Below are 18,447 nucleotides of genomic sequence, written 5' to 3' on the forward strand. Positions count from 1 at the left end.
CACCGTGGCCGTGACCACCTCCCGTTCGCGCTCGCGCCGCGGCTTCGCCCGCACGTCGCCCACGCAGAGCAAGAAGTCGATCGTCCTCAGCATCGTCATGGCGCTGTACCTCCTGTACACGCTCGTGCCGCTGTTCTGGCTCGTCATCAACGCGACCAAGACCCAGCCCGACCTCTTCTCGACGTTCGGCCTCTGGTTCGGAGACAGCTTCGCCCTGGGCGACAACATCGCCCAGACGCTGACCTACCGCGACGGCATCTTCCTGCGCTGGCTCGGCAACACCCTGCTCTACGTCGTCGTCGGCGCCGGTGGGGCGACGCTGCTGGCGACCCTCGCCGGCTACGGTCTCGCCAAGTACAACTTCCGGGGTCGCAAGGCCGTCTTCGCGGTGGTGCTCGGCGCGATCGCGGTGCCCGGCACGGCGCTCGCCGTCCCGACCTTCCTGCTCTTCAGCCAGCTCGGTCTCACGAACACCCCCTGGGCGATCATCATCCCGTCGCTCATCAGCCCGTTCGGCCTGTACCTCATCTGGGTGTACGCGACGGATGCCATCCCCACCGAGCTGCTGGAGGCCGCGCGCATGGACGGCGCGGGCGAGTTCCGCACGTTCTTCACGATCTCGATCCGGCTGCTGACGCCCGGCATCGTCACGGTGCTGCTGTTCGCGGTCGTCGCGACCTGGAACAACTACTTCCTCCCGCTCATCATGCTCAGCGACCCGGCCTGGTACCCGCTGACGGTCGGGCTCAACCAGTGGAACGCGCAGGCCACCGGCGTCGGCGCCCAGCCGATCTACAACCTCGTGATCACCGGCGCCCTGCTCTCGATCATCCCGATCGTCGCCGCGTTCCTCGTCCTGCAGCGCTTCTGGCAGTCCGGTCTCAGCGCCGGAAGCGTCAAGCAGTGACCCTCGATCTCCTCCCGAAACCGGAGCGTCCTGCCCCGGAACCACGCAACACCATCCACAACAACGAAGTGAAGGAATCCCGATGACATTCATGCGCAAGGGCACCGCCGTACGGCGGACCGTCTTCGCTCTGGCCGCGACCGCGCTCACGGTGGGCGCGCTGACCGCCTGCTCCGGCGGCAGCACGGGCGGCGGCAGCAACGGCGGAAGCGCCGACGACATCGAGAAGGCGCTCCAGGAGGGCGGCGAGATCACGTACTGGTCGTGGACGCCGTCGGCCGAGGCGCAGGTCGCGGCCTTCCAGAAGAAGTACCCCAAGGTGAAGGTCAACCTCGTCAACGCGGGCACCAACACCGAGGAGTACACCAAGCTCCAGAACGCGATCAAGGCCGGCTCGGGCGCCCCCGACGTCGTGCAGATCGAGTACTACGCCTTCCCGCAGTTCGCCCTGTCGGACTCGCTGCTCGACCTCGCGCCCTACGGCTTCGGCGACCTCGAGAGCGCCTACGCCACCGGCCCGTGGGGTGCGGTCGACTTCGACGGCAAGATCTACGGTCTGCCGCAGGACTCGGGCCCCATGGCCCTGTTCTACAACAAGTCCGTCTTCGACCAGTACGGCATCGCCGTCCCGACGACGTGGGACGAGTACTACGCGGCCGCGCAGAAGCTGCACGCCGCCGACCCGACGAAGTACATCACCGCCGACACGGGCGACTCCGGCTTCACCACCAGCATGATCTGGCAGGCCGGCGGCACCCCGTTCAAGGCCGACGGCACGAACGTCACGATCGACCTGCAGGACGCGGGCTCGAAGAAGTTCGCCGACAACTGGAACCGTCTCATCGACGGCGGCCTGCTCTCCGACACCCCCAGCTGGAGCGACGAGTGGTTCAAGGGCCTCGGTGACGGCTCGATCGCCTCGCTCGTCATCGGCGCCTGGATGCCGGGTGTCCTCGAGTCCTCCGTGAAGGACGGCGCGGGCAAGTGGGCCGTGGCCCCGATCCCGACGTACGACGGCAAGGCCGCGACGGCCGAGAACGGCGGCGGCGGACAGGCCGTGACCAAGCAGAGCAAGAACCCCGCGCTGGCCGCGGGCTTCCTCAAGTGGCTCAACAACGACGACGAGAGCCTCACGATCTTCGCGGAGTCGGGCGGCTTCCCCTCCACGACGGCGCAGCTGAGCGACCCCGCCTTCGTCGACAAGAAGTCGGACTACTTCGGCGGCCAGCAGATCAACCAGGTCCTCACGCAGGCGTCGAGCGACGTGGTGAAGGGCTGGAGCTACCTGCCCTTCCAGGTGTACGCCAACAGCATCTACGGCGACACCGTGGGTCAGGCCTACGCCACCAAGGGCGACCTGAACGCGGGTCTGTCGACGTGGCAGGACCAGCTGGTCCAGTACGGCAACGACCAGGGCTTCAGCGTCAACAAGTAAGCCGATGATCGGGGGCGGGTCGCAGCGCACGAGCGAGCGACCCGCCCCTTCCCTTCCCGCTCCAGGAGAGCCGCATGACCTCCCCCACCCGCATCACGCTGGACCCCCACCGACCCGGAGCCGAGGTTCCGCGCCGCCTGTTCGGCACGTTCGTCGAGCACATGGGCCGGTGCGTGTACGACGGCATCCATTCGCCCGGACACATCACGGCGGATGAGGCCGGCTTCCGTGCCGACGTGCTCGCCCTCGTGCGCGAGCTCGGCGCGACGGTGGTGCGCTACCCCGGCGGGAACTTCGTCTCGGGCTACCGCTGGGAGGACGGTGTCGGTCCGCGCGCGGATCGTCCGGTGCGCCTGGATGCCGCGTGGCACAGCACCGAGACCAACCAGGTGGGTCTGCACGAGTTCGCCGAGTGGGCGGATGCCGCGGGCCTCGAGGTCATGGAGGCGGTGAACCTGGGCACGCGCGGCGTCGCCGAGGCGGCCGACCTGCTCGAGTACGCGAACCACCCCTCGGGCACCGCGCTGAGCGAGCGCCGGCGTGCGAACGGTCGCGACGAGCCGTTCGGCATCCGTCTCTGGTGCCTGGGCAACGAGATGGACGGGCCGTGGCAGATCGGCCACAAGACCGCCGACGAGTACGGGCGCCTCGCCGCCGAGTCCGCGCGCATGATGCGCTTCATCGACCCGACCGTCGAGCTCGTCGCCGCGGGCAGCTCGAACCACGAGATGCCGACGTTCGGCGAGTGGGAGCGCACGGTGCTCCGTCACACCGCGGGTCTCGTCGACCACATCTCGGTGCACGCCTACTACGAGGAAGACCCCGCCGACCCGCAGAGCTTCCTCGCCAGCGGCGCCGCCCTCGACCGCTACATCGGCGAGGTCGCCGACATCATCGACGAGGTCGGTGCCACGACCCCCCACGGCACTCCGATCGGCATCAGCGTCGACGAGTGGAACGTGTGGAACCAGACGCGCTGGAACGAGGTCGACAAGCCCCGCGTCTTCACGGGCGACTGGCCGATCGCGCCCCGCCTCATCGAGGACGACTACACCGTCACCGACGCCGTCGTCGTCGGGTCGCTGCTCATCACCCTGCTCCGGCGCGCGGACCGCGTGTCGATGGCGAACCTCGCGCAACTGGTGAACGTCATCGCGCCCATCCGCACCGAGCCCGGCGGCGGGCCGGCGTGGCGCCAGACGACGTTCCACCCCTTCCGCCTGACGGCCGAGGCCGCGACCGGCCGGGTCGTGCCGGTCGACGTCGAGGGCGCGCGGATCTCCACCGCCCGTCACGGCGACGTCGACGCCGTCGATGCGATCGCCACGGTCGACGGCGACACCGCCCACGTGTTCCTCGCCCACCGCTCACTCGACGCGGCGACGGAGATCGAACTCGACCTCGGGCCCGTGGCATCCGCCGACGCCGTCGTGATCACGATCCCCGACGGCGGCGACCGCCACACGACGAACTCCGCCGACGCCGAACCCGTGGCGCCCGCATCGCTCGCGGTCGACGTGGTCGACGGCGTCCTGCGCTTCACCCTGCCCCCGCTCGCCTGGGCGCGCGTCCGCGTGCAGCTGGCCCTGTGATCCCGAAAGACATCGTGACGACCTTCACCATCGGCGAGACCGACTTCCTGCTGGACGGGCAGCCCTTCCAGGTCATCTCCGGGACGCTGCACTACTTCCGCATCCACCCCGAGCACTGGGCCGACCGCATCCGCACGGCCAAGGCGATGGGCCTGAACACCATCGAGACGTACGTCGCGTGGAACGCGCACGAACCGGTGCGCGGCGAATGGGATGCCACGGGCTGGAACGACCTCGGACGCTTCCTCGACCTCGTCGCCGCCGAGGGCCTGCACGCCATCGTCCGGCCGGGGCCCTACATCTGCGCCGAGTGGCACAACGGCGGCCTGCCCGTCTGGCTGACCTCCACCCCGGGCATCGGACTGCGCCGCTCGGAGCCGCAGTATCTCGCCGCGGTGACGGAGTACCTCGAGCGCGTGTACGAGATCGTCGCGCCGCGCCAGATCGACCGCGGCGGCAACGTCGTCCTGGTCCAGATCGAGAACGAGTACGGCGCCTACGGCTCCGACGAGGACTACCTGCGCGAGCTCGTGCGCGTCACCCGCGACGCCGGGATCACGGTGCCGCTGACGACCGTCGACCAGCCGATGCCGTGGATGCTCGAGAACGGCAGCCTCCCCGAGCTGCACCTCACGGGCTCGTTCGGTTCTCGCTCGGCCGAACGCCTCGAGACACTGCGCGAGCACCAGCCCACCGGTCCGCTGATGTGCTCGGAGTTCTGGGACGGCTGGTTCGACTGGTGGGGCAGCATCCACCACACCACCGACCCCGCGGCCTCCGCCCACGACCTCGACGTGCTGCTCGCGGCGGGCGCGTCCGTGAACATCTACATGGTCCACGGCGGCACGAACTTCGGCACCACCAACGGCGCCAACGACAAGGGCCGCTTCGACCCCATCGTGACGTCGTACGACTACGACGCGCCCATCGACGAGTCGGGCCACCCGACGGCGAAGTTCCACGCGTTCCGCGACGTCATCGCGAAGTACGCCGCCGTGCCCGATCTCGAGCCCTCGCCGCGGCCGGACGCGCCGGTGTTCGAGGTGGCGCTCTCGGGCGAGGGCGACTGGATGCCGGCATCCACGGGTTCCGTCTCCGACGCGCCCGCGACGTTCGAGGAGCTCGGGCACCTCGGGGCCCTGGTGCGGTACGACGTCGCGCTGCCCGCGTCCTCTGCGGACCGCGCCGTGCTCGCGTTCGGCGAGGTCCGCGATCTCGCGTGGGTGCACGTCGACGGCGTGTTCGTCGGGCGCCTGTCCCGCACGCTGCACGAGCGCGCGCTCGCGATCCCCGCGGGGACGACGCTGACGGTGCTCGTCGAGGACCAGGGCCGCGTCAACTACGGCCACCGCCTCGGCGAGGAGAAGGGCCTGATCGGCGGCGCGACCCTCGACGGCGCCCCGCTGGCCGGCTGGACCGCGACGCCGATCGATCTCGCGACGGTCGCGGGCACCGGTACCGGCGCGCTCGGCCGCGCGCTCCTGCGCGGAACGTTCGAGCTCGACGCGCCCGCCGACCTGTTCCTCGACACGACGGCGTGGGGCAAGGGCTTCGCGTTCGTGAACGGCTTCTTCCTCGGGCGGTACTGGCGGAACGTGCCGCAGCAGACGCTCTACGTCCCCGCGCCGGTGCTGCGCGCGGGCGCGAACGAGATCGTCGTGCTCGAACTGGAGCAGGCCGCCGAGCTCGTCGCGCGCTTCGTCGCGCAGCCGGAGCTGGGGCAGCTCGAGGAGTAGACCGCGTCACGAGAACAGGCCTTGAGCCGAGAACAGGCCGATCCCGCGCGGATCGGCCTGTTTCCGTCGCGGCGCCTGTTCTCGGTACGGTCCGAAGTCGGTGTCAGCGAGCGCTGTCGCGGACGACCAGCGTCGCGGGCACCGTCTCGCCCGTGTGCGCGCCGCCTTCGATCGCGTCGACCAGCACCGCGACGGCACGCGCGCCGAGGGCGTCGAAGTCCTGCCGGACGGTCGTGAGCGGGGGGCGGTACTCGGCGGCATCCACGATGTCGTCGAATCCGACGACCGCCACGTCCTCGGGGACGCGGCGACCGGCGTCGGCGAACGCGCGCAGAGCGCCGAGCGCCATCTGATCGTTCGCGACGAACACCGCGGTGGCACCGTCGAGCGCGCGGGCAGCGGCATGACCGGATGCCGAGGTCCAGTCGCCGCGCACGAGGTCGGGCACGCGGCGACCGGCGTCGGCCAGGGCCTCGCGCCACCCGCGCTCGCGCTCGGTCGCGGCGAACGAGCGCGCGGGCCCGGCGATGAGGTGCACGGTGTCGTGTCCGCGGGAGAGGAGGTGCTCGACGGCCGCGCGGGCACCACCGGCGTGGTCGGTCTGGACGATCGAGAACCGGTCGTCGGGCGGGGAGTCCACGACGACGAGGTGCAGGTCGCCGGGCGGATCGATGTCGCGCACGAGCTCGGTCGCCTCGTTCAGCACGACCGCGCCGTCCACGCCCTGCGAGCGCAGGCGAGCGAAAGCGTCGCGGATGCCGCGCTCCCCCACGCTCACGACGGCGAGCGCGTAGTCGCGCGCGGCGGCGGTCTCGGAGATCGCCTGCAGCATGCGGGAGTTGCCGACGGATGCCAGGGTCGACACGACGAGTCCGATCGTGGAGGTCTGTCCGGTGCGGAGCGCCCGTGCTGCGCGGTGCATGCGGTAGCCGAGGTCGCTCATCGCCTTCTCGACGCGGGCACGGGTCGCGGGGTCGACTCGGGGACTGCCGTTGGCCACGCGCGACACCGTTTGCGCCGACACACCGGCCGCTGCGGCCACATCGGCCATCGATACGCGCATGCCACCCCCTCGGTGTTGACGATATCACGCCTGATCTGTAGCGTGTTATCGTGAACACGGACAGCCCCACCGCGGTGGCCCTCGGCGCCGGAGTCGTCAAGCGCCCCACGCGCCTGGCCGACGGCCGCGAACTGATCTACTTCGACGACGCCGACACCGCTCTCGGCGCGGAACGCTCGGTCGACGCCCGCACCCTCGACCCGCGCCCCACCACCGCGACCATGCGTCAGGACGTGCTGACGGGCGACTGGATCACCGTGGCATCCAATCGCCAGAACCGCGCGTTCCTGCCTCCCGCGCACCTCGACCCGCTGGCCCCGCAGACGCCGACCAACCCGTCCGAGATCCCGTCGCGCTACGACGTGGCGGTCTTCGAGAACAAGTCGCCCTCGTTCGGCCCCGCGCTCGACATCGCCACCGCCGACGCCCCCGCCGCGATCGACCCGCCGCGCGGCGACGACGACCTCGAGCACCTGGGCCTCGGCCGCACCCGCACCTCCGTCGGGCGCTGCGAGGTCGTCTGCTTCAGCCCCGAGCACGAGGGGTCGTTCGGGACGCTGTCGCGCACCCGCGCGCGGACCGTCATCGAGGCATGGGCCGACCGCACGGCCGCGCTGTCGGCGCTCCCCGGCATCCGGCAGGTGTTCCCGTTCGAGAACCGCGGGCAGGAGATCGGCGTCACCCTCCCCCACCCGCACGGGCAGATCTACGCCTACCCCTACGTCACCCCGCGGACGCAGCGCCTGCTCGACACCGTCTCGCGCACCTCGCGCGACCTCTTCGCGCGCATCCTCGAGTTCGAGGCATCCGGTCCGCGCGTGGTGCTCCGCGGCGAGCACTGGACGGCCTTCGTGCCGTTCGCCGCGCGCTGGCCGATCGAGGTGCACGTGCTGCCGCACCGCCACGTCGCCGACCTCGCCGAGACCACGGATGCCGAGCGCGACGAGCTCGCCCCGTTCTACCTGCGGCTGCTGCGCGGCATCGACGCGCTGTACGAGACGCCCACTCCGTACATCGCCGCGTGGCACCAGGCGCCCGTCGCCCGCGCGCGCGACAGCGTGCGGCTGAACCTGCAGATCACCTCTCCCCGTCGCGCCGCCGACAAGCTGAAGTACCTCGCCGGATCCGAAGCCGCCATGGGCGCCTGGATCGGCGACGTGACCCCCGAGTCGCAGGCCGAACGCCTGCGCGCCGCCCTCGACACCGTTCCGGAGGTGACGGCATGACCGCCGTCGACGACGCCCGCGCCCTGCTCGCCGCACCCGAGGTGGGAGCGTGGTCGGCGCCCGGCCGCGCCAACCTCATCGGCGAGCACACCGACTACAACGAGGGCTTCGTCCTGCCCTTCGCGATCGCGCAGCGCACCGCGGCGGCTGTCGCACTGCGCGACGACGACGTGATCCGCGTGCGCTCGACGTTCGCCCACGACGCCGTCGAGGTCTCACTCGCCGACCTCGACGCCCGCATCGCCGCCGGCGGCCTCGACTGGGCGGGATACCCGCTCGGTGTGGCGTGGGCGCTGCGCGCGGCGGCCCCGGATGCCACCCCCCGGGGCGTCGACATCGCCCTGGCGTCGGAGGTGCCCGTGGGTGCCGGCCTCTCGTCGTCCGCCGCGATCGAGGGGGCCGTGGCATCCGCCCTCAACGACGTGTGGGGCGCCGGCCTCGACAAGGTCGCTCTCGCCCGCGTAGGCCGGACGGCCGAGAACGACGCGGTCGGAGCGCCGACCGGGATCATGGATCAGATGGCCTCGATGCTCGGCGTCGCCGACGCGGCCACGTTCCTCGACTGCCGCACGCTCGAGACCCGGCCGGTCGCGCTGGGTTTCGCGGAGGCGGGCCTGGCGATCCTCGTCGTCGACACACTCGTCGAGCACGCCCACTCCTCGGGCGGCTACCGCGAGCGCCGCGAAGCGTGCGAGCGCGGGGCGGCGGCCTTCGGCGTGCCGGCGCTGCGCGACCTCACCGTCGACGACCTGCCGCGTGCCGCCGAGATCCTCGACGACGTGACCTTCCGCCGGGTGCGCCACATCATCACCGAGAACCAGCGGGTGCTCGACACCGTCGCCGCGCTCGATGCCGAGGGCCCGACGGCGATCGGCGACCTGCTGACCGCATCGCACGCGTCGATGCGCGACGACTTCGAGATCTCGGTGCCCGAGCTCGACCTCGCCGTCGAGACGGCCCTCGCCGCGGGGGCCCTCGGCGCGCGCATGACCGGCGGCGGCTTCGGCGGAGCGGCGATCGCGCTGATCCCCGTCGAGCTCGTGCCCGCGGCGACCGACGCGGTGCACGCCGCGTTCGCGGCATCCGGATTCCGCGCCCCGAACGTGTTCACGGTCACGCCGTCGGAAGGTGCGCGCCGCGACATGTGAGGTGCGGCCTGCGCGGCGCGGGCGGCCCGGGGCGCGGCGGGGTTGTGCGGCGGCGCGGGGCGGCCTGCGCGGTGCGGGGCGCGGTGGCGCGGCGGTGTTGTGCGGCGATAAACGCGATCCGCGGCGAGAAACGCCACGTCCCGCCGTGTCTCGCCGCCGATCCCGTTTATCGGCATCAAGGCACGCGGGCGTGACGCGGCGCCCGCGGGCGCGTAGCGTGCCGACATGGCATCCGACGACGACGTTCTGGCGTGGCTGCACGACAGTGACCCGGCGCTCCGGTGGAAGGTCGAGCGCGACCTGCTCGATGCGCCGGAGGGCACCTGGCAAGCGACCCGCGCAAAGGTCGCGCGCGAGGGTTTCGGTGCACGGCTGCTCGCCGCGCAGGGCGAGGACGGGATGTGGGCCGGCGGCGCGCACTTCCCCGCCGACTTCCGCGGTGAGGGGCCGCAGCCCTGGACGGCCACGTCGTGGTCGCTGATGTCGCTGCGCGAATGGGGCGTGGATGCCGACGCCCTCCGTCCCGACACGGCGGTTCTCCTCGAACGCAACGCCCGCTGGGAGTACGAGGATCTGCCGTTCTGGGACGGCGAAGTGGATGCCTGCATCAACGCGTTCACCCTCGCGAGCGGCGCGTGGCTCGGGGCGGAAGTACGTGGCATCCGGGACTGGTTCGTCACCCACCGTCTGCCCGACGGCGGCTGGAACTGCGAGTGGGTGGAGGGATCGACGCGGTCGTCGTTCCACTCGACGCTGAACTCGGTGATCGGGATCCTCGACGACGAGCGGCGCAGCGGCGGCACGCCCGAGTTGCACGACGCGCGCCGCGGAGCCGAGGAGTATCTGCTGGAGCGTCGGCTGCTGTACCGGCTGTCGACGGGTGAGAAGCACCGCTGGGCGGACCACCTCGGGTATCCGTTCCGCCATCGCTACAGCGCGCTGCGCGCACTCGACCATTTCCGCGCCGCCGCCGAGCACGACGGCATGGCTCCCGACCCGCGGCTCGCCGACGCGATCGAGCGGGTCCGCGCGACCCGCGACGCGGACGGCACGTGGCATCAGGCGTATCCGCTCGAGGGGCGCGAGTGGTTCCCGGTCGACGTGTCCGCGGGAGAGGCGTCGCGATGGCTCACGTTCTTCGCGCTGCGCGTGCTGCGCTGGTGGGACACGCGCCCGTGAGTCCGACAGGATAGGGCGATGGATGCCACTGACCCCGTCGTCGCCACCACCCGGGGTCGCGTGCGCGGCTTCACCCGCGGCACAACGGCGGTGTTCCTCGGCATCCCGTTCGCCCAGGCGCCCGTCGGGCCGCTGCGGTTCGCCGCCCCGGTGCCGCCCGAGCCGTGGGAGGGCGAGCTCGACGCGACCGCGTACGGTGCCACGGCGCAGCGCGGCGACACCGGCATCACGCTGATCCCCGAGCCGAGCGTGCTGGGCGACGCCACCCTGAACGTCAACGTGTTCGCGCCGGTGGACGCGACTCCGGATGCCGCCCTCCCGGTGTTCGTCTGGATCCACGGCGGCGGCTTCGTCTCGGGATCGCCCGCGAGCCGGTGGTATGACGGCGACGCGTTCGCCCGCGACGGCGTCGTGACGGTGGTCCTCTCCTACCGGCTGGGCTTCGACGGATTCGGGTGGATCGACGGCGCCCCGTCCAACCGCGGGCTGCGCGACCAGATCGCGGCGCTGGAGTGGGTCAGGGACGAGATCGGCGCCTTCGGCGGCGACCCCGCGCGCGTGACGGTGGCGGGGCAGTCGGCGGGCGGCGGATCGGTGCTCGCGCTGCTGGCTTCGCCCGCGGCATCCGGTCTGTTCGCCCGTGCCATGGCGCTCTCTCCCGCGGTGGGAGCCGTCAGCGGAGCCGCCGCGCGCCGGTTCGCCGGACGCCTCGCGGACCTCGCGGGCGTGCGCCCCGACCGCGAAGGTTTCGCCACCCTGCCGGAGGAGCGTCTGCTCGCGCTGCAGCGGCTGGCGCAGAAGCCCGAGCGCCGAGCGCGGCTCACGGGTCTCACCGCGCTGCTCGATGACGGACTTCCGCTCGGCCCGGTCATCGACGGCGACCTGCTGCCCCGTTCTCCGTTCGAGGCCCTGGCCGACGGCGCGTCGGCCGACGTCCCCGTCGTGGTGGGCGCGACCGACGACGAGTTCACGATGGTCACCGCGCGCTGGCGGAAGCCGTTGCGGTTGGTCCCGGTTCCGCTCGCCCTCGCGATGCTGGGGCTCGGGCGTTCCCGCCGCCGGGCCTACCTCGCGCGGTCGCGCCGCCGGGGTGCCGCGGCCCGGCTCGGCGGCTACGTCTCGGATCGTGTCATCCGCTCCGTCGTGCTGCGTACGGCGCGGACCCGCGGCGGGGCCGCGACCTGGGTCTACCGCTTCGCGTGGCGTTCGCCCTCGATCGGCTTCGCGTGCCACTGCCTCGACGTGCCGTTCTGGTTCGATCACCTGGATGCCGAGGGCGTGACGACGATCGCGGGCGACGTTCCGCCCGCCGACCTCGCCGCCGCGATGCACGAAGCCGCGGTCCGCTTCGCCCGCGACGGCGATCCGGGATGGCCGACCTGGGATGCCACGGCCCGCCGCGCTCGCGTGTTCGGAGCCCCGGCATCCGCCCCGCCCGTCGAGCCCGACGCGTACTCGGATGTCGCCCCGCTCGTCTGACCGCACCGGCGCACGCCGCACGTACCGTCCCGCGGAGTTGCCGCCCGACACGCCGGAATCTCCGTGCGGCGAGCGGCGTGTCGACGCCGAACTCCGCCCAGCGGTACGGCGTCAGGCCGCCGCTGCGCGCGCTACGCGAGCGCCGGAACCACCTCACGCTCGAACAGCGTGATGCCCGAGGTGTCGTAGGCGGCCTCGGGGAAGTAGTGGATGGCGTAGCCGAGGCCGTGCTCGGCGCGGGCGCGCAGGCGCTCGACGATCTGCTCGGGGGTGCCGAACGCATCGGAGGCGCGGTAGTCCGCCTCGATGGCATCCGCCCGCTCGTCGCCCACGTGGGGCCGCAGGCGCGCCACGACCGCGGCCAGACGCTCGTCGGCCTCGGCCTCGGTGGCCGCGATGATCGTGTTGAAGTTCGTGGACCGCGTGATCTCGCCGAAGTCGCGGCCCAGAGTCTCGCAGTGTCCGCGGAGCACGTCGGACTTGTGGTCGAACTCCTCGAGCGAACCGCCGAAGTTCGTGTACGCGGCGTACTTCGCCGCGATCTTGAGCGTGACCTTCTCTCCGCCGCCCGCGATCCAGAGCGGGATGCCACCGGACTGCAGCGGCTGCGGCTGGACGATCGCGCCGTCGACCTCGTAGTACTTTCCGGCGAGGGTCGCCTCCCCTGTGGTCCACGCCTGGTGCATGATCTCGACGCCCTCGCGGAGGCGGCCGAGACGCTCGGCGATCGGCGGGAAGCCGTAGCCGTAGGCGCGCCACTCGTGCTCGTACCAGCCGCCGCCGATGCCCATCTCGGCGCGACCGCCCGAGATGAGGTCGACCGTCGCCGCGACCTTCGCGAGGTACGCCGGGTTGCGGTAGCCCATGCACGTGCACATCTGTCCGAGGCGCACGCGGTCGGTGACGGCGGCGAACGCGGCCATCAGCGTCCACGCCTCGTGCGTGGCCTCGGCGCTCGGCACCGGTGTGGTGTGGAAGTGGTCGTAGACCCAGATCGACGACCACGGCCCCTCGTCCGCGCTCTGCGCGAGCGAGCTCATCGCCCGCCACTGCTCAGCGGGGTCGATGCCCACCAGATCGAAGCGCCAACCCTGCGGGACGAAGATGCCGAATTCCATGCGTTTCAGACTAGGGGCGGACGCGGGGCCCGTGGCCGCGAGACTGCATGCACGTGACATCTCCACTGCAGGCTGCAGTGGAGATGTCGGCCGGATGCAGTCTCGCGGGTCGAGCCCCGCCACCGCGGCCCCGCCACCGCGGCCCCGCCGCGGCCCCGCCACCCCGCGTCACCCGGCGGCGCGGCGGCGGCCCTGCCACGGCAGGGCCTGCATCAGGCTGAGCACCGCGATGATCGCGATGCCGAGGGCCGCGGCCGAGCCGAGCAGAGGCAGCACGAGCGGCGAGAGCGCCCGACTCGCCTCGGGGACGAGGCCCGCCGCCTGCGGCAGGGTCGTGATCGGGGCGTTCGCGGCGAGGAACTCGCGCGCCGACACCGCGGGGTCGATCGCCGCGGGCGCCCGGCGCAGCGGATTCACCGCCGCGGCGGCGGTCGAACCGCCCCCGGTCGCGGCCGGCACGGCGACCGGCGCCGCGGCCGAGTAGCTCACGGTGAGCGGCGACGCGGGCTTCGCGGCATCCCGGACCCCGCCGGTCGTGAGCCAGTACCCCTGCTGCCCCGTCTGCCGGTGGAAGTCGATGAGCGTCTGCGGGAACGACCCCCAGTGCGCCTGATTCGTCGAGGTACGCGCGATCTGCCCCCCGCCCGTGGTCGCCACACCGAGATACTGCGGCGTGACCGTGAAACCGCCGGTGCCGGCGACATCGGCGCCGCGGATGTCGGCGAGCACGACGGTCTGCGGCGCGAGACGGTTCCAGGTCGTGGTGTCGTCCATCGAGGTGCCGTATCCGCTCGCGGTGGCCACGAGCCGTCCGGTGCCCGACGCGTCGAGCGTCAGCCGCGGATCCGTGACGCTCCAGTACGTCATCCCGCCGTAGAAGACGACCGTGAACGATCCCGACCATGAGAGCTCGACCGCCCCGTCGCGTCGCGTGCCCGTGCCGCCGTCGATGACGACCTGGTTCCCCGAGACGCTGGTGACGGATGCCACCGACACCGGCGACCCGTCCGGCCCCTGGCACTTCGTCGCCCAGGATGCCGTGACCCACCCGCCCGCGGTCGGCTTCTCGATCCGCACGTTCGCGTCCTGCGCGCGGTAGAGGCCGTCTCCCTCCGTCCACGCGCGGGAGCCGCCGGCATCGCCCGCGGCGCCGGCGCTGAGGAAGTTGCATCCGCCCGCGAACGCCCCGCCTCCCGCCTCGGCGTTGAGTCCCCACCGCAGCTGTGCGTCGGTGATCGCCCCGTCGGTCCCCTCCGCCCCGCCCGGGCCGGGGACGGTCACGACGATGTCGCCCGGCCCCGCGGCCGCGGCCGGCGTGGCGGCGAGTCCGAGGGCGAGGGCGAGGGCGAGGCCCGATCGCCGCAGCAGCCCCGACCTCACGACGCGGCCCCCGCCACCGCCCGCTCGGGGACGGGCGCTCCCGCCGCCCTCCGCGCCCGGCGGCGCGCCCGCGCGCGCACGAGCGCGGTGACGACGCTCGCGACCACCAGCGCTGCGGCCAGCGCGATGCAGGCGAGCAGCAGCACGAGCGCCCACGTCGGCGTGGTCGGAGTGTCGGAGACGGATGCCACGGCGATCCCGCCGCTGACCGTGACCTCGGCCTCGGCCACCGCGCCCGAGCCCGCTCCGCGGAGGGTCAGCAGGTGGGTGCCGTCGCGGATCTCGCGCGGCACCGTCAGGGCCGCCGCCACCTCTCCCTGCGCTCCGGCGGTGAGCGGACCCACGGCCGTCAGCCCGCCGTCCAGCGACGCCACGACCTGCTCCCCGGGGGTGAAGCCCTGCCCGGTGAACACGATCGAGGTCCCGGCGGTGACCGCCGCCGACTCCAGCCCGACCCGCACGGCGCCGGCCGCCGGCACGGCGGCGGCGGTGGGAGCGGCGGCCGCCGCGAAGGAGACGGGTGTGAACGTCTCGTTGTTCGCGTTCTTCACGCCGTGCGCACCGATCGTGATGATGCCGCAGGTGACCGCACGGCAGTCCACCTCCGAGATCCGCCCGTCGCGGTCGTGGCTCTCGAACACCGCGCCCGGGATCACCAGGGTCACCGACCACGCCCCGTCGGCGCCGACGACACCGTTCGCCGAGCTCTCGGTCTGGCTTCCCGGGAAGGCCAGGAACCGTTGATAGCCGTTGTTCTCGGCCGACTCCGCGTCGGGAACGTACCGATAGTCCTCCCCGACCACGCCGCCGGCGCTCGGACGCCACGAGCCGCCCGCGGGGTCGTCGACCCAGCCGAAGAGCACGTAGACGCCGCCGAAGCCGTTCGGGACGGCCTGGAAACCCGACCCCGACACGGTCACGTCAGTGGCGTACTCGGCATCCGCGGATGCCGTGCCCCCCGGACCGGTGACCGTCACCGTTCCGGCGGCCCACGCGGGCGCACCGACGACGACGCCGGCGGCCGTGAGCGCGAGCGCGGCCGCTGTGGCGACCAGGCGACGGGACAGAGCATTCATGCGGGGACTCCGGGGGTGGGGGAGAGAGGAGAGGCGGGGTCGGCGACCACCAGCAGCGTTCCGCGGGGTCCGTCGACGACGTCGATCGGATGCCGATAGACCCGCGTGAGAACCGCCGGGTCGAGCACCTCGCGCGGCGAGCCCGCGGCGACCAGACGCCCGTCCTCGAGGAGCGCGATCCGGTCGGCGTAGGCGGCGGCGAGCCCGAGGTCGTGGAGCACGACGACGGCGGCACCGCCGGCATCCACCCGCTCGCGCGTGCGGGCGAGCACACGGTGCTGGTGCCGAATGTCGAGGCTCGCGGTCGGTTCGTCGAGCAGCGCGATCGCGCACTCCTGCGCGTACGCGCGGGCGAACGCGGCACGCGCGCGCTCTCCGCCCGAGAGCCCCGTGACCGGCCGATCGGCGAACGCCTGCACCTCACCGGCGGCGAGCGCCTCGGCAACGGCGGCGTCGTCCCGGGTCGCTTCCGGATGCCGTCGCCACGGCGCCCGGCCCATGCGCACGACATCGCGGACGACGAACGGGAACGACACCTCGTTGCTCTGCGTCAGCACCGAGCGACGGCGGGCCCGATCGGCGACGGGCCGGGAGGCCATCACCGCCCCGTCGAGCTCGATCGAGCCCGCCGCGGGCACGCGGTCACCGGCGAGCACCGACAGCAGGGTGGACTTGCCCGCGCCGTTCGGACCGACGAGCACGACCATCTCGCCCGCGGCGACATCGAGGTCGACGCCGTCGAGGACGCGCCGACCCGCGACGTCGACCGAGATCCCGCGGGCGCGCAGCACGGCGGTCATCCCCAGCCCCCCGATCGGCGACGCGTGCGGCGCAGGAGCCAGAAGAAGAATGGTCCGCCGATGAGGGCGGTGAGCATCCCGATCGGCAGCTCCGACCCGGGCACCGCGGTGCGCGCGACCAGATCGGCGGCGAGCAGGAGGACCGCTCCCCCGAGCGCGCCGGCGGGCAGCAGCAGCCGATGCCCCGGCCCGAGCACCATGCGCATGAGGTGGGGGACGACGAGCCCGACGAAGCCGATGATCCCGCAGAACGCCACGGCCGCGCACGTGAGCAGGGCGATCACGACGATCGCGATCACGCGGAGCCGCTCCACACGCACGCCCAGGTGCTCGGCCTGCCGTTCCCCGAGCGCGAGGAGGTCGAGACTGCCCGCGAAGCAGAGGCACGCGGCGATGCCGACGACGGCGATCGGCGCGACGACGGCGAGGTCGTCCCACCGCGTGCCGTTCAGCGAACCCAGCTGCCAGAACACGATCTGCTCGCGCTGCTGCGTCGACCCGAGATAGGTGAACAGCGCGATGGCCGCCCCGCCCACCGCGTTGACCGCGATGCCGGTGAGCACGAGGGTGACGACCTCGGTGCGCCCGTCCGCCCGCGCCGAGGCGTAGACGACGACGGTGGCGGCGAGCCCGCCCGCGAAGGCCAGGACCGGAAGGGTGAGGGGCCCGAGGAAGGCGAGCCCGAAGACGATGGATGCCGACGCGCCCACCGCCGCGCCCGACGAGATGCCGATGACGCCCGGCTCGGCCAGCGGGTTGCGGAAGACCCCCTGCATGACGACGCCGGCCGTGGCGAGCGTGGCTCCGACGAGGATCGCCAGAAGGATCCGGGGCACGCGGATGAGCCACAGCGTCGCGTCCCCGTTGACGTGCTCCATCGCGGCGCCCGGCGCGACCGCCAACGCCCCCAGTCCCACGCCGCGCACCGCGTCGTTCCACCCGCGCGCGACCGCCCCCAGCACCTGGTCGGGCGGGATCGACAGCTGGCCGCTCCCGGCCGAGACGACCGCGAGGATCACGAGAGCGACGGCGAGAGAGGCGAAGACCACCGGAACACGCACGCCGACGCGGGATCTCGATGTCGCGAGGGGGGCGACCGCGACCGCCGTCATCCCGCCGCCTCCGGCGCGTAGACCGCCACGGCGAGGGCGTCGAGCACGTCGGCGGTGGCGGGGCCGAAGCTCAACACGGTGGTGTCGGACATGTCGACGACGCGGCGGTGGCGTCCGGCATCCGTCTGGGCGACCGCCGGCAGGTGCTCGACGAGGCCGTCCACACCGCCCACCGACTCGAGGCCCTTGGTCATCATGAGCAGCAGGTCGGGGTTCGCGTCGACGAGGGCCTCGTCGGTGATCGGCCGCATCCCGCTCCAGCCGATCTCCCCCGCCACGTCGACGCCGCCGAGCGCCTCGATCAGGCTGTCGGCCCCGGACTCCTCACCGAACAGGTAGTAGACGCCCGACTGTCCCCGCACGTAGAGGAACATCATGCGCAGCTTCCGCGCGGGGTCCGCGGGGGCGATCTCGGCGATCTGCGCGATCTTGGCGTCGACGGCCGCCGTGGTGCGCGCGGCGAGCGCGGCGGCACGTTCGGGGACGCCCAGCGCCGTCCCGACCTGATCGATCAGGGCCCCGATGCCCTCGAGTGAGCGGCGCGAGTCGACGACGACGACCGGGATGCCGGCGTCCCGCATCTGCAGGATCGTGTCCCACGGGCCGAGGCTCGTATCGGTGAGGATCACGGTGGGCGCGGCGTCGAGGATTGCCTCGGCGTTGAGGTCATGGCCGTTCTGGGTGACCACGGGCAGGTGCGCGGCTTCGGGGAAGTCGGTCGAGACGTCGCGGGCGACGACGCGGTCGCCGAGGCCCAGCTCGAACACGATGCGCGAGAGCGATCCGTACACGTCGAGCGCCAGGATGCGCGTGGTGTCGGTGACCGTGACGGTGGTCCCCTGCGCGTCGGCGAGGGTCGCGGGCAGCACCTGCGCTCCGTCGGTGACGGGTACGACCGCTGAGGCGGCCGCGACCGCGGTCGACGGCCCCTCCCACGACAGCGGATCGGCGAGCGGGGTCACCTCGGCCAGCGGCGGTGTGGTCGCCACGGCCCCGCCGTGTCCGGGTGCGGTGGTGCAGCCGGTCAGGCCGAGCACGGCGGTCAGCGCGAGCGCGAGCGCGGACGGGCCGCGCATCGTTCGACGAGTCATGAACGAACCTCCAAGTAAGGTGAGCCTACCCTTAACATTGCCTGAGTTCGGACTTCATGGTTAGGTAAGGCTAACCTGCCTTCCAGCGCCCTACCGGGCGCACCC

15 protein-coding genes are annotated in these 18,447 nt (G+C 72.5%); 8 read left to right on the plus strand and 7 right to left on the minus strand.

The window, feature by feature from the left end; genetic code table 11:
• Window positions 1-97: 97 nt before the first annotated feature.
• The 4 genes from BGO45_RS07855 to BGO45_RS07870 all read left to right on the plus strand — a co-directional run bounded on the left by BGO45_RS07855 (window position 98) and on the right by BGO45_RS07870 (window position 5,670).
• Window positions 98-907, plus strand: a complete 810-nt coding sequence (locus BGO45_RS07855; protein WP_076493767.1) for a carbohydrate ABC transporter permease — start codon at window positions 98-100, stop codon at window positions 905-907.
• 82 nt (window positions 908-989) lie between these two features.
• Window positions 990-2,342 (plus strand): sugar ABC transporter substrate-binding protein, encoded by a 1,353-nt coding sequence (locus BGO45_RS07860; RefSeq protein WP_292692406.1) that lies wholly within the window; start codon window positions 990-992, stop codon window positions 2,340-2,342.
• Between the two features lie 74 nt (window positions 2,343-2,416).
• Window positions 2,417-3,934, plus strand: a complete 1,518-nt coding sequence (locus BGO45_RS07865) for an alpha-L-arabinofuranosidase C-terminal domain-containing protein (RefSeq protein ID WP_292692408.1) — start codon at window positions 2,417-2,419, stop codon at window positions 3,932-3,934.
• 14 nt (window positions 3,935-3,948) lie between these two features.
• Complete coding sequence (locus BGO45_RS07870; RefSeq protein WP_292692926.1) at window positions 3,949-5,670, plus strand: glycoside hydrolase family 35 protein; 1,722 nt, start codon at window positions 3,949-3,951, stop codon at window positions 5,668-5,670.
• A 103-nt stretch (window positions 5,671-5,773) separates the two neighbouring features.
• On the opposite strand, the gene BGO45_RS07875 is transcribed toward BGO45_RS07870, so the two are convergent.
• Entirely contained in the window at window positions 5,774-6,733 is a 960-nt protein-coding gene (locus tag BGO45_RS07875; RefSeq protein ID WP_139327426.1) for a LacI family DNA-binding transcriptional regulator, read from the minus strand.
• Window positions 6,734-6,783: 50 nt separating this feature from the next.
• Here BGO45_RS07875 and galT point away from each other — a divergent pair, with 50 nt between their 5' ends.
• The 4 genes from galT to BGO45_RS07895 all read left to right on the plus strand — a co-directional run bounded on the left by galT (window position 6,784) and on the right by BGO45_RS07895 (window position 11,765).
• Entirely contained in the window at window positions 6,784-7,959 is a 1,176-nt protein-coding gene (gene galT, locus BGO45_RS07880; protein ID WP_292692412.1) for a galactose-1-phosphate uridylyltransferase, read from the plus strand.
• Window positions 7,956-9,107, plus strand: a complete 1,152-nt coding sequence (gene galK / locus BGO45_RS07885; protein ID WP_292692413.1) for a galactokinase — start codon at window positions 7,956-7,958, stop codon at window positions 9,105-9,107. The genes galT and galK overlap by 4 nt, the downstream gene beginning before the upstream one ends.
• Before the next feature lie 225 nt (window positions 9,108-9,332).
• On the plus strand, window positions 9,333-10,286 hold the full coding sequence (locus tag BGO45_RS07890) for a squalene cyclase (protein ID WP_292692415.1): 954 nt from the start codon (window positions 9,333-9,335) through the stop codon (window positions 10,284-10,286).
• An 18-nt stretch (window positions 10,287-10,304) separates the two neighbouring features.
• On the plus strand, window positions 10,305-11,765 hold the full coding sequence (locus tag BGO45_RS07895) for a carboxylesterase family protein (RefSeq protein ID WP_292692417.1): 1,461 nt from the start codon (window positions 10,305-10,307) through the stop codon (window positions 11,763-11,765).
• A gap of 131 nt (window positions 11,766-11,896) precedes the next feature.
• Here the strand turns inward: BGO45_RS07895 and BGO45_RS07900 are convergent, their stop codons facing one another.
• From BGO45_RS07900 to BGO45_RS07925, 6 genes are all read right to left on the minus strand, one after another.
• A complete protein-coding gene (locus tag BGO45_RS07900) occupies window positions 11,897-12,883 on the minus strand; it encodes an LLM class F420-dependent oxidoreductase (RefSeq protein WP_292692419.1) in 987 nt (328 codons plus the stop codon).
• A 168-nt stretch (window positions 12,884-13,051) separates the two neighbouring features.
• Complete coding sequence (locus BGO45_RS07905) at window positions 13,052-14,263, minus strand: hypothetical protein (RefSeq protein WP_292692421.1); 1,212 nt, start codon at window positions 14,261-14,263, stop codon at window positions 13,052-13,054.
• On the minus strand, window positions 14,260-15,339 hold the full coding sequence (locus BGO45_RS07910; RefSeq protein WP_292692422.1) for a hypothetical protein: 1,080 nt from the start codon (window positions 15,337-15,339) through the stop codon (window positions 14,260-14,262). The genes BGO45_RS07905 and BGO45_RS07910 overlap by 4 nt, the downstream gene beginning before the upstream one ends.
• Complete coding sequence (locus BGO45_RS07915) at window positions 15,336-16,139, minus strand: heme ABC transporter ATP-binding protein (RefSeq protein ID WP_292692424.1); 804 nt, start codon at window positions 16,137-16,139, stop codon at window positions 15,336-15,338. The genes BGO45_RS07910 and BGO45_RS07915 overlap by 4 nt, the downstream gene beginning before the upstream one ends.
• Window positions 16,136-17,251, minus strand: a complete 1,116-nt coding sequence (locus BGO45_RS07920; protein WP_292692426.1) for an iron ABC transporter permease — start codon at window positions 17,249-17,251, stop codon at window positions 16,136-16,138. Before BGO45_RS07920 ends, BGO45_RS07915 begins: the two co-directional genes overlap by 4 nt.
• Window positions 17,248-18,342 (minus strand): hemin ABC transporter substrate-binding protein, encoded by a 1,095-nt coding sequence (locus tag BGO45_RS07925; protein ID WP_292692428.1) that lies wholly within the window; start codon window positions 18,340-18,342, stop codon window positions 17,248-17,250. Before BGO45_RS07925 ends, BGO45_RS07920 begins: the two co-directional genes overlap by 4 nt.
• Window positions 18,343-18,447: the final 105 nt, after the last annotated feature.

Source organism: Microbacterium sp. 71-36 (assembly GCF_001898305.1).
GTDB lineage: Bacteria > Actinomycetota > Actinomycetes > Actinomycetales > Microbacteriaceae > Microbacterium.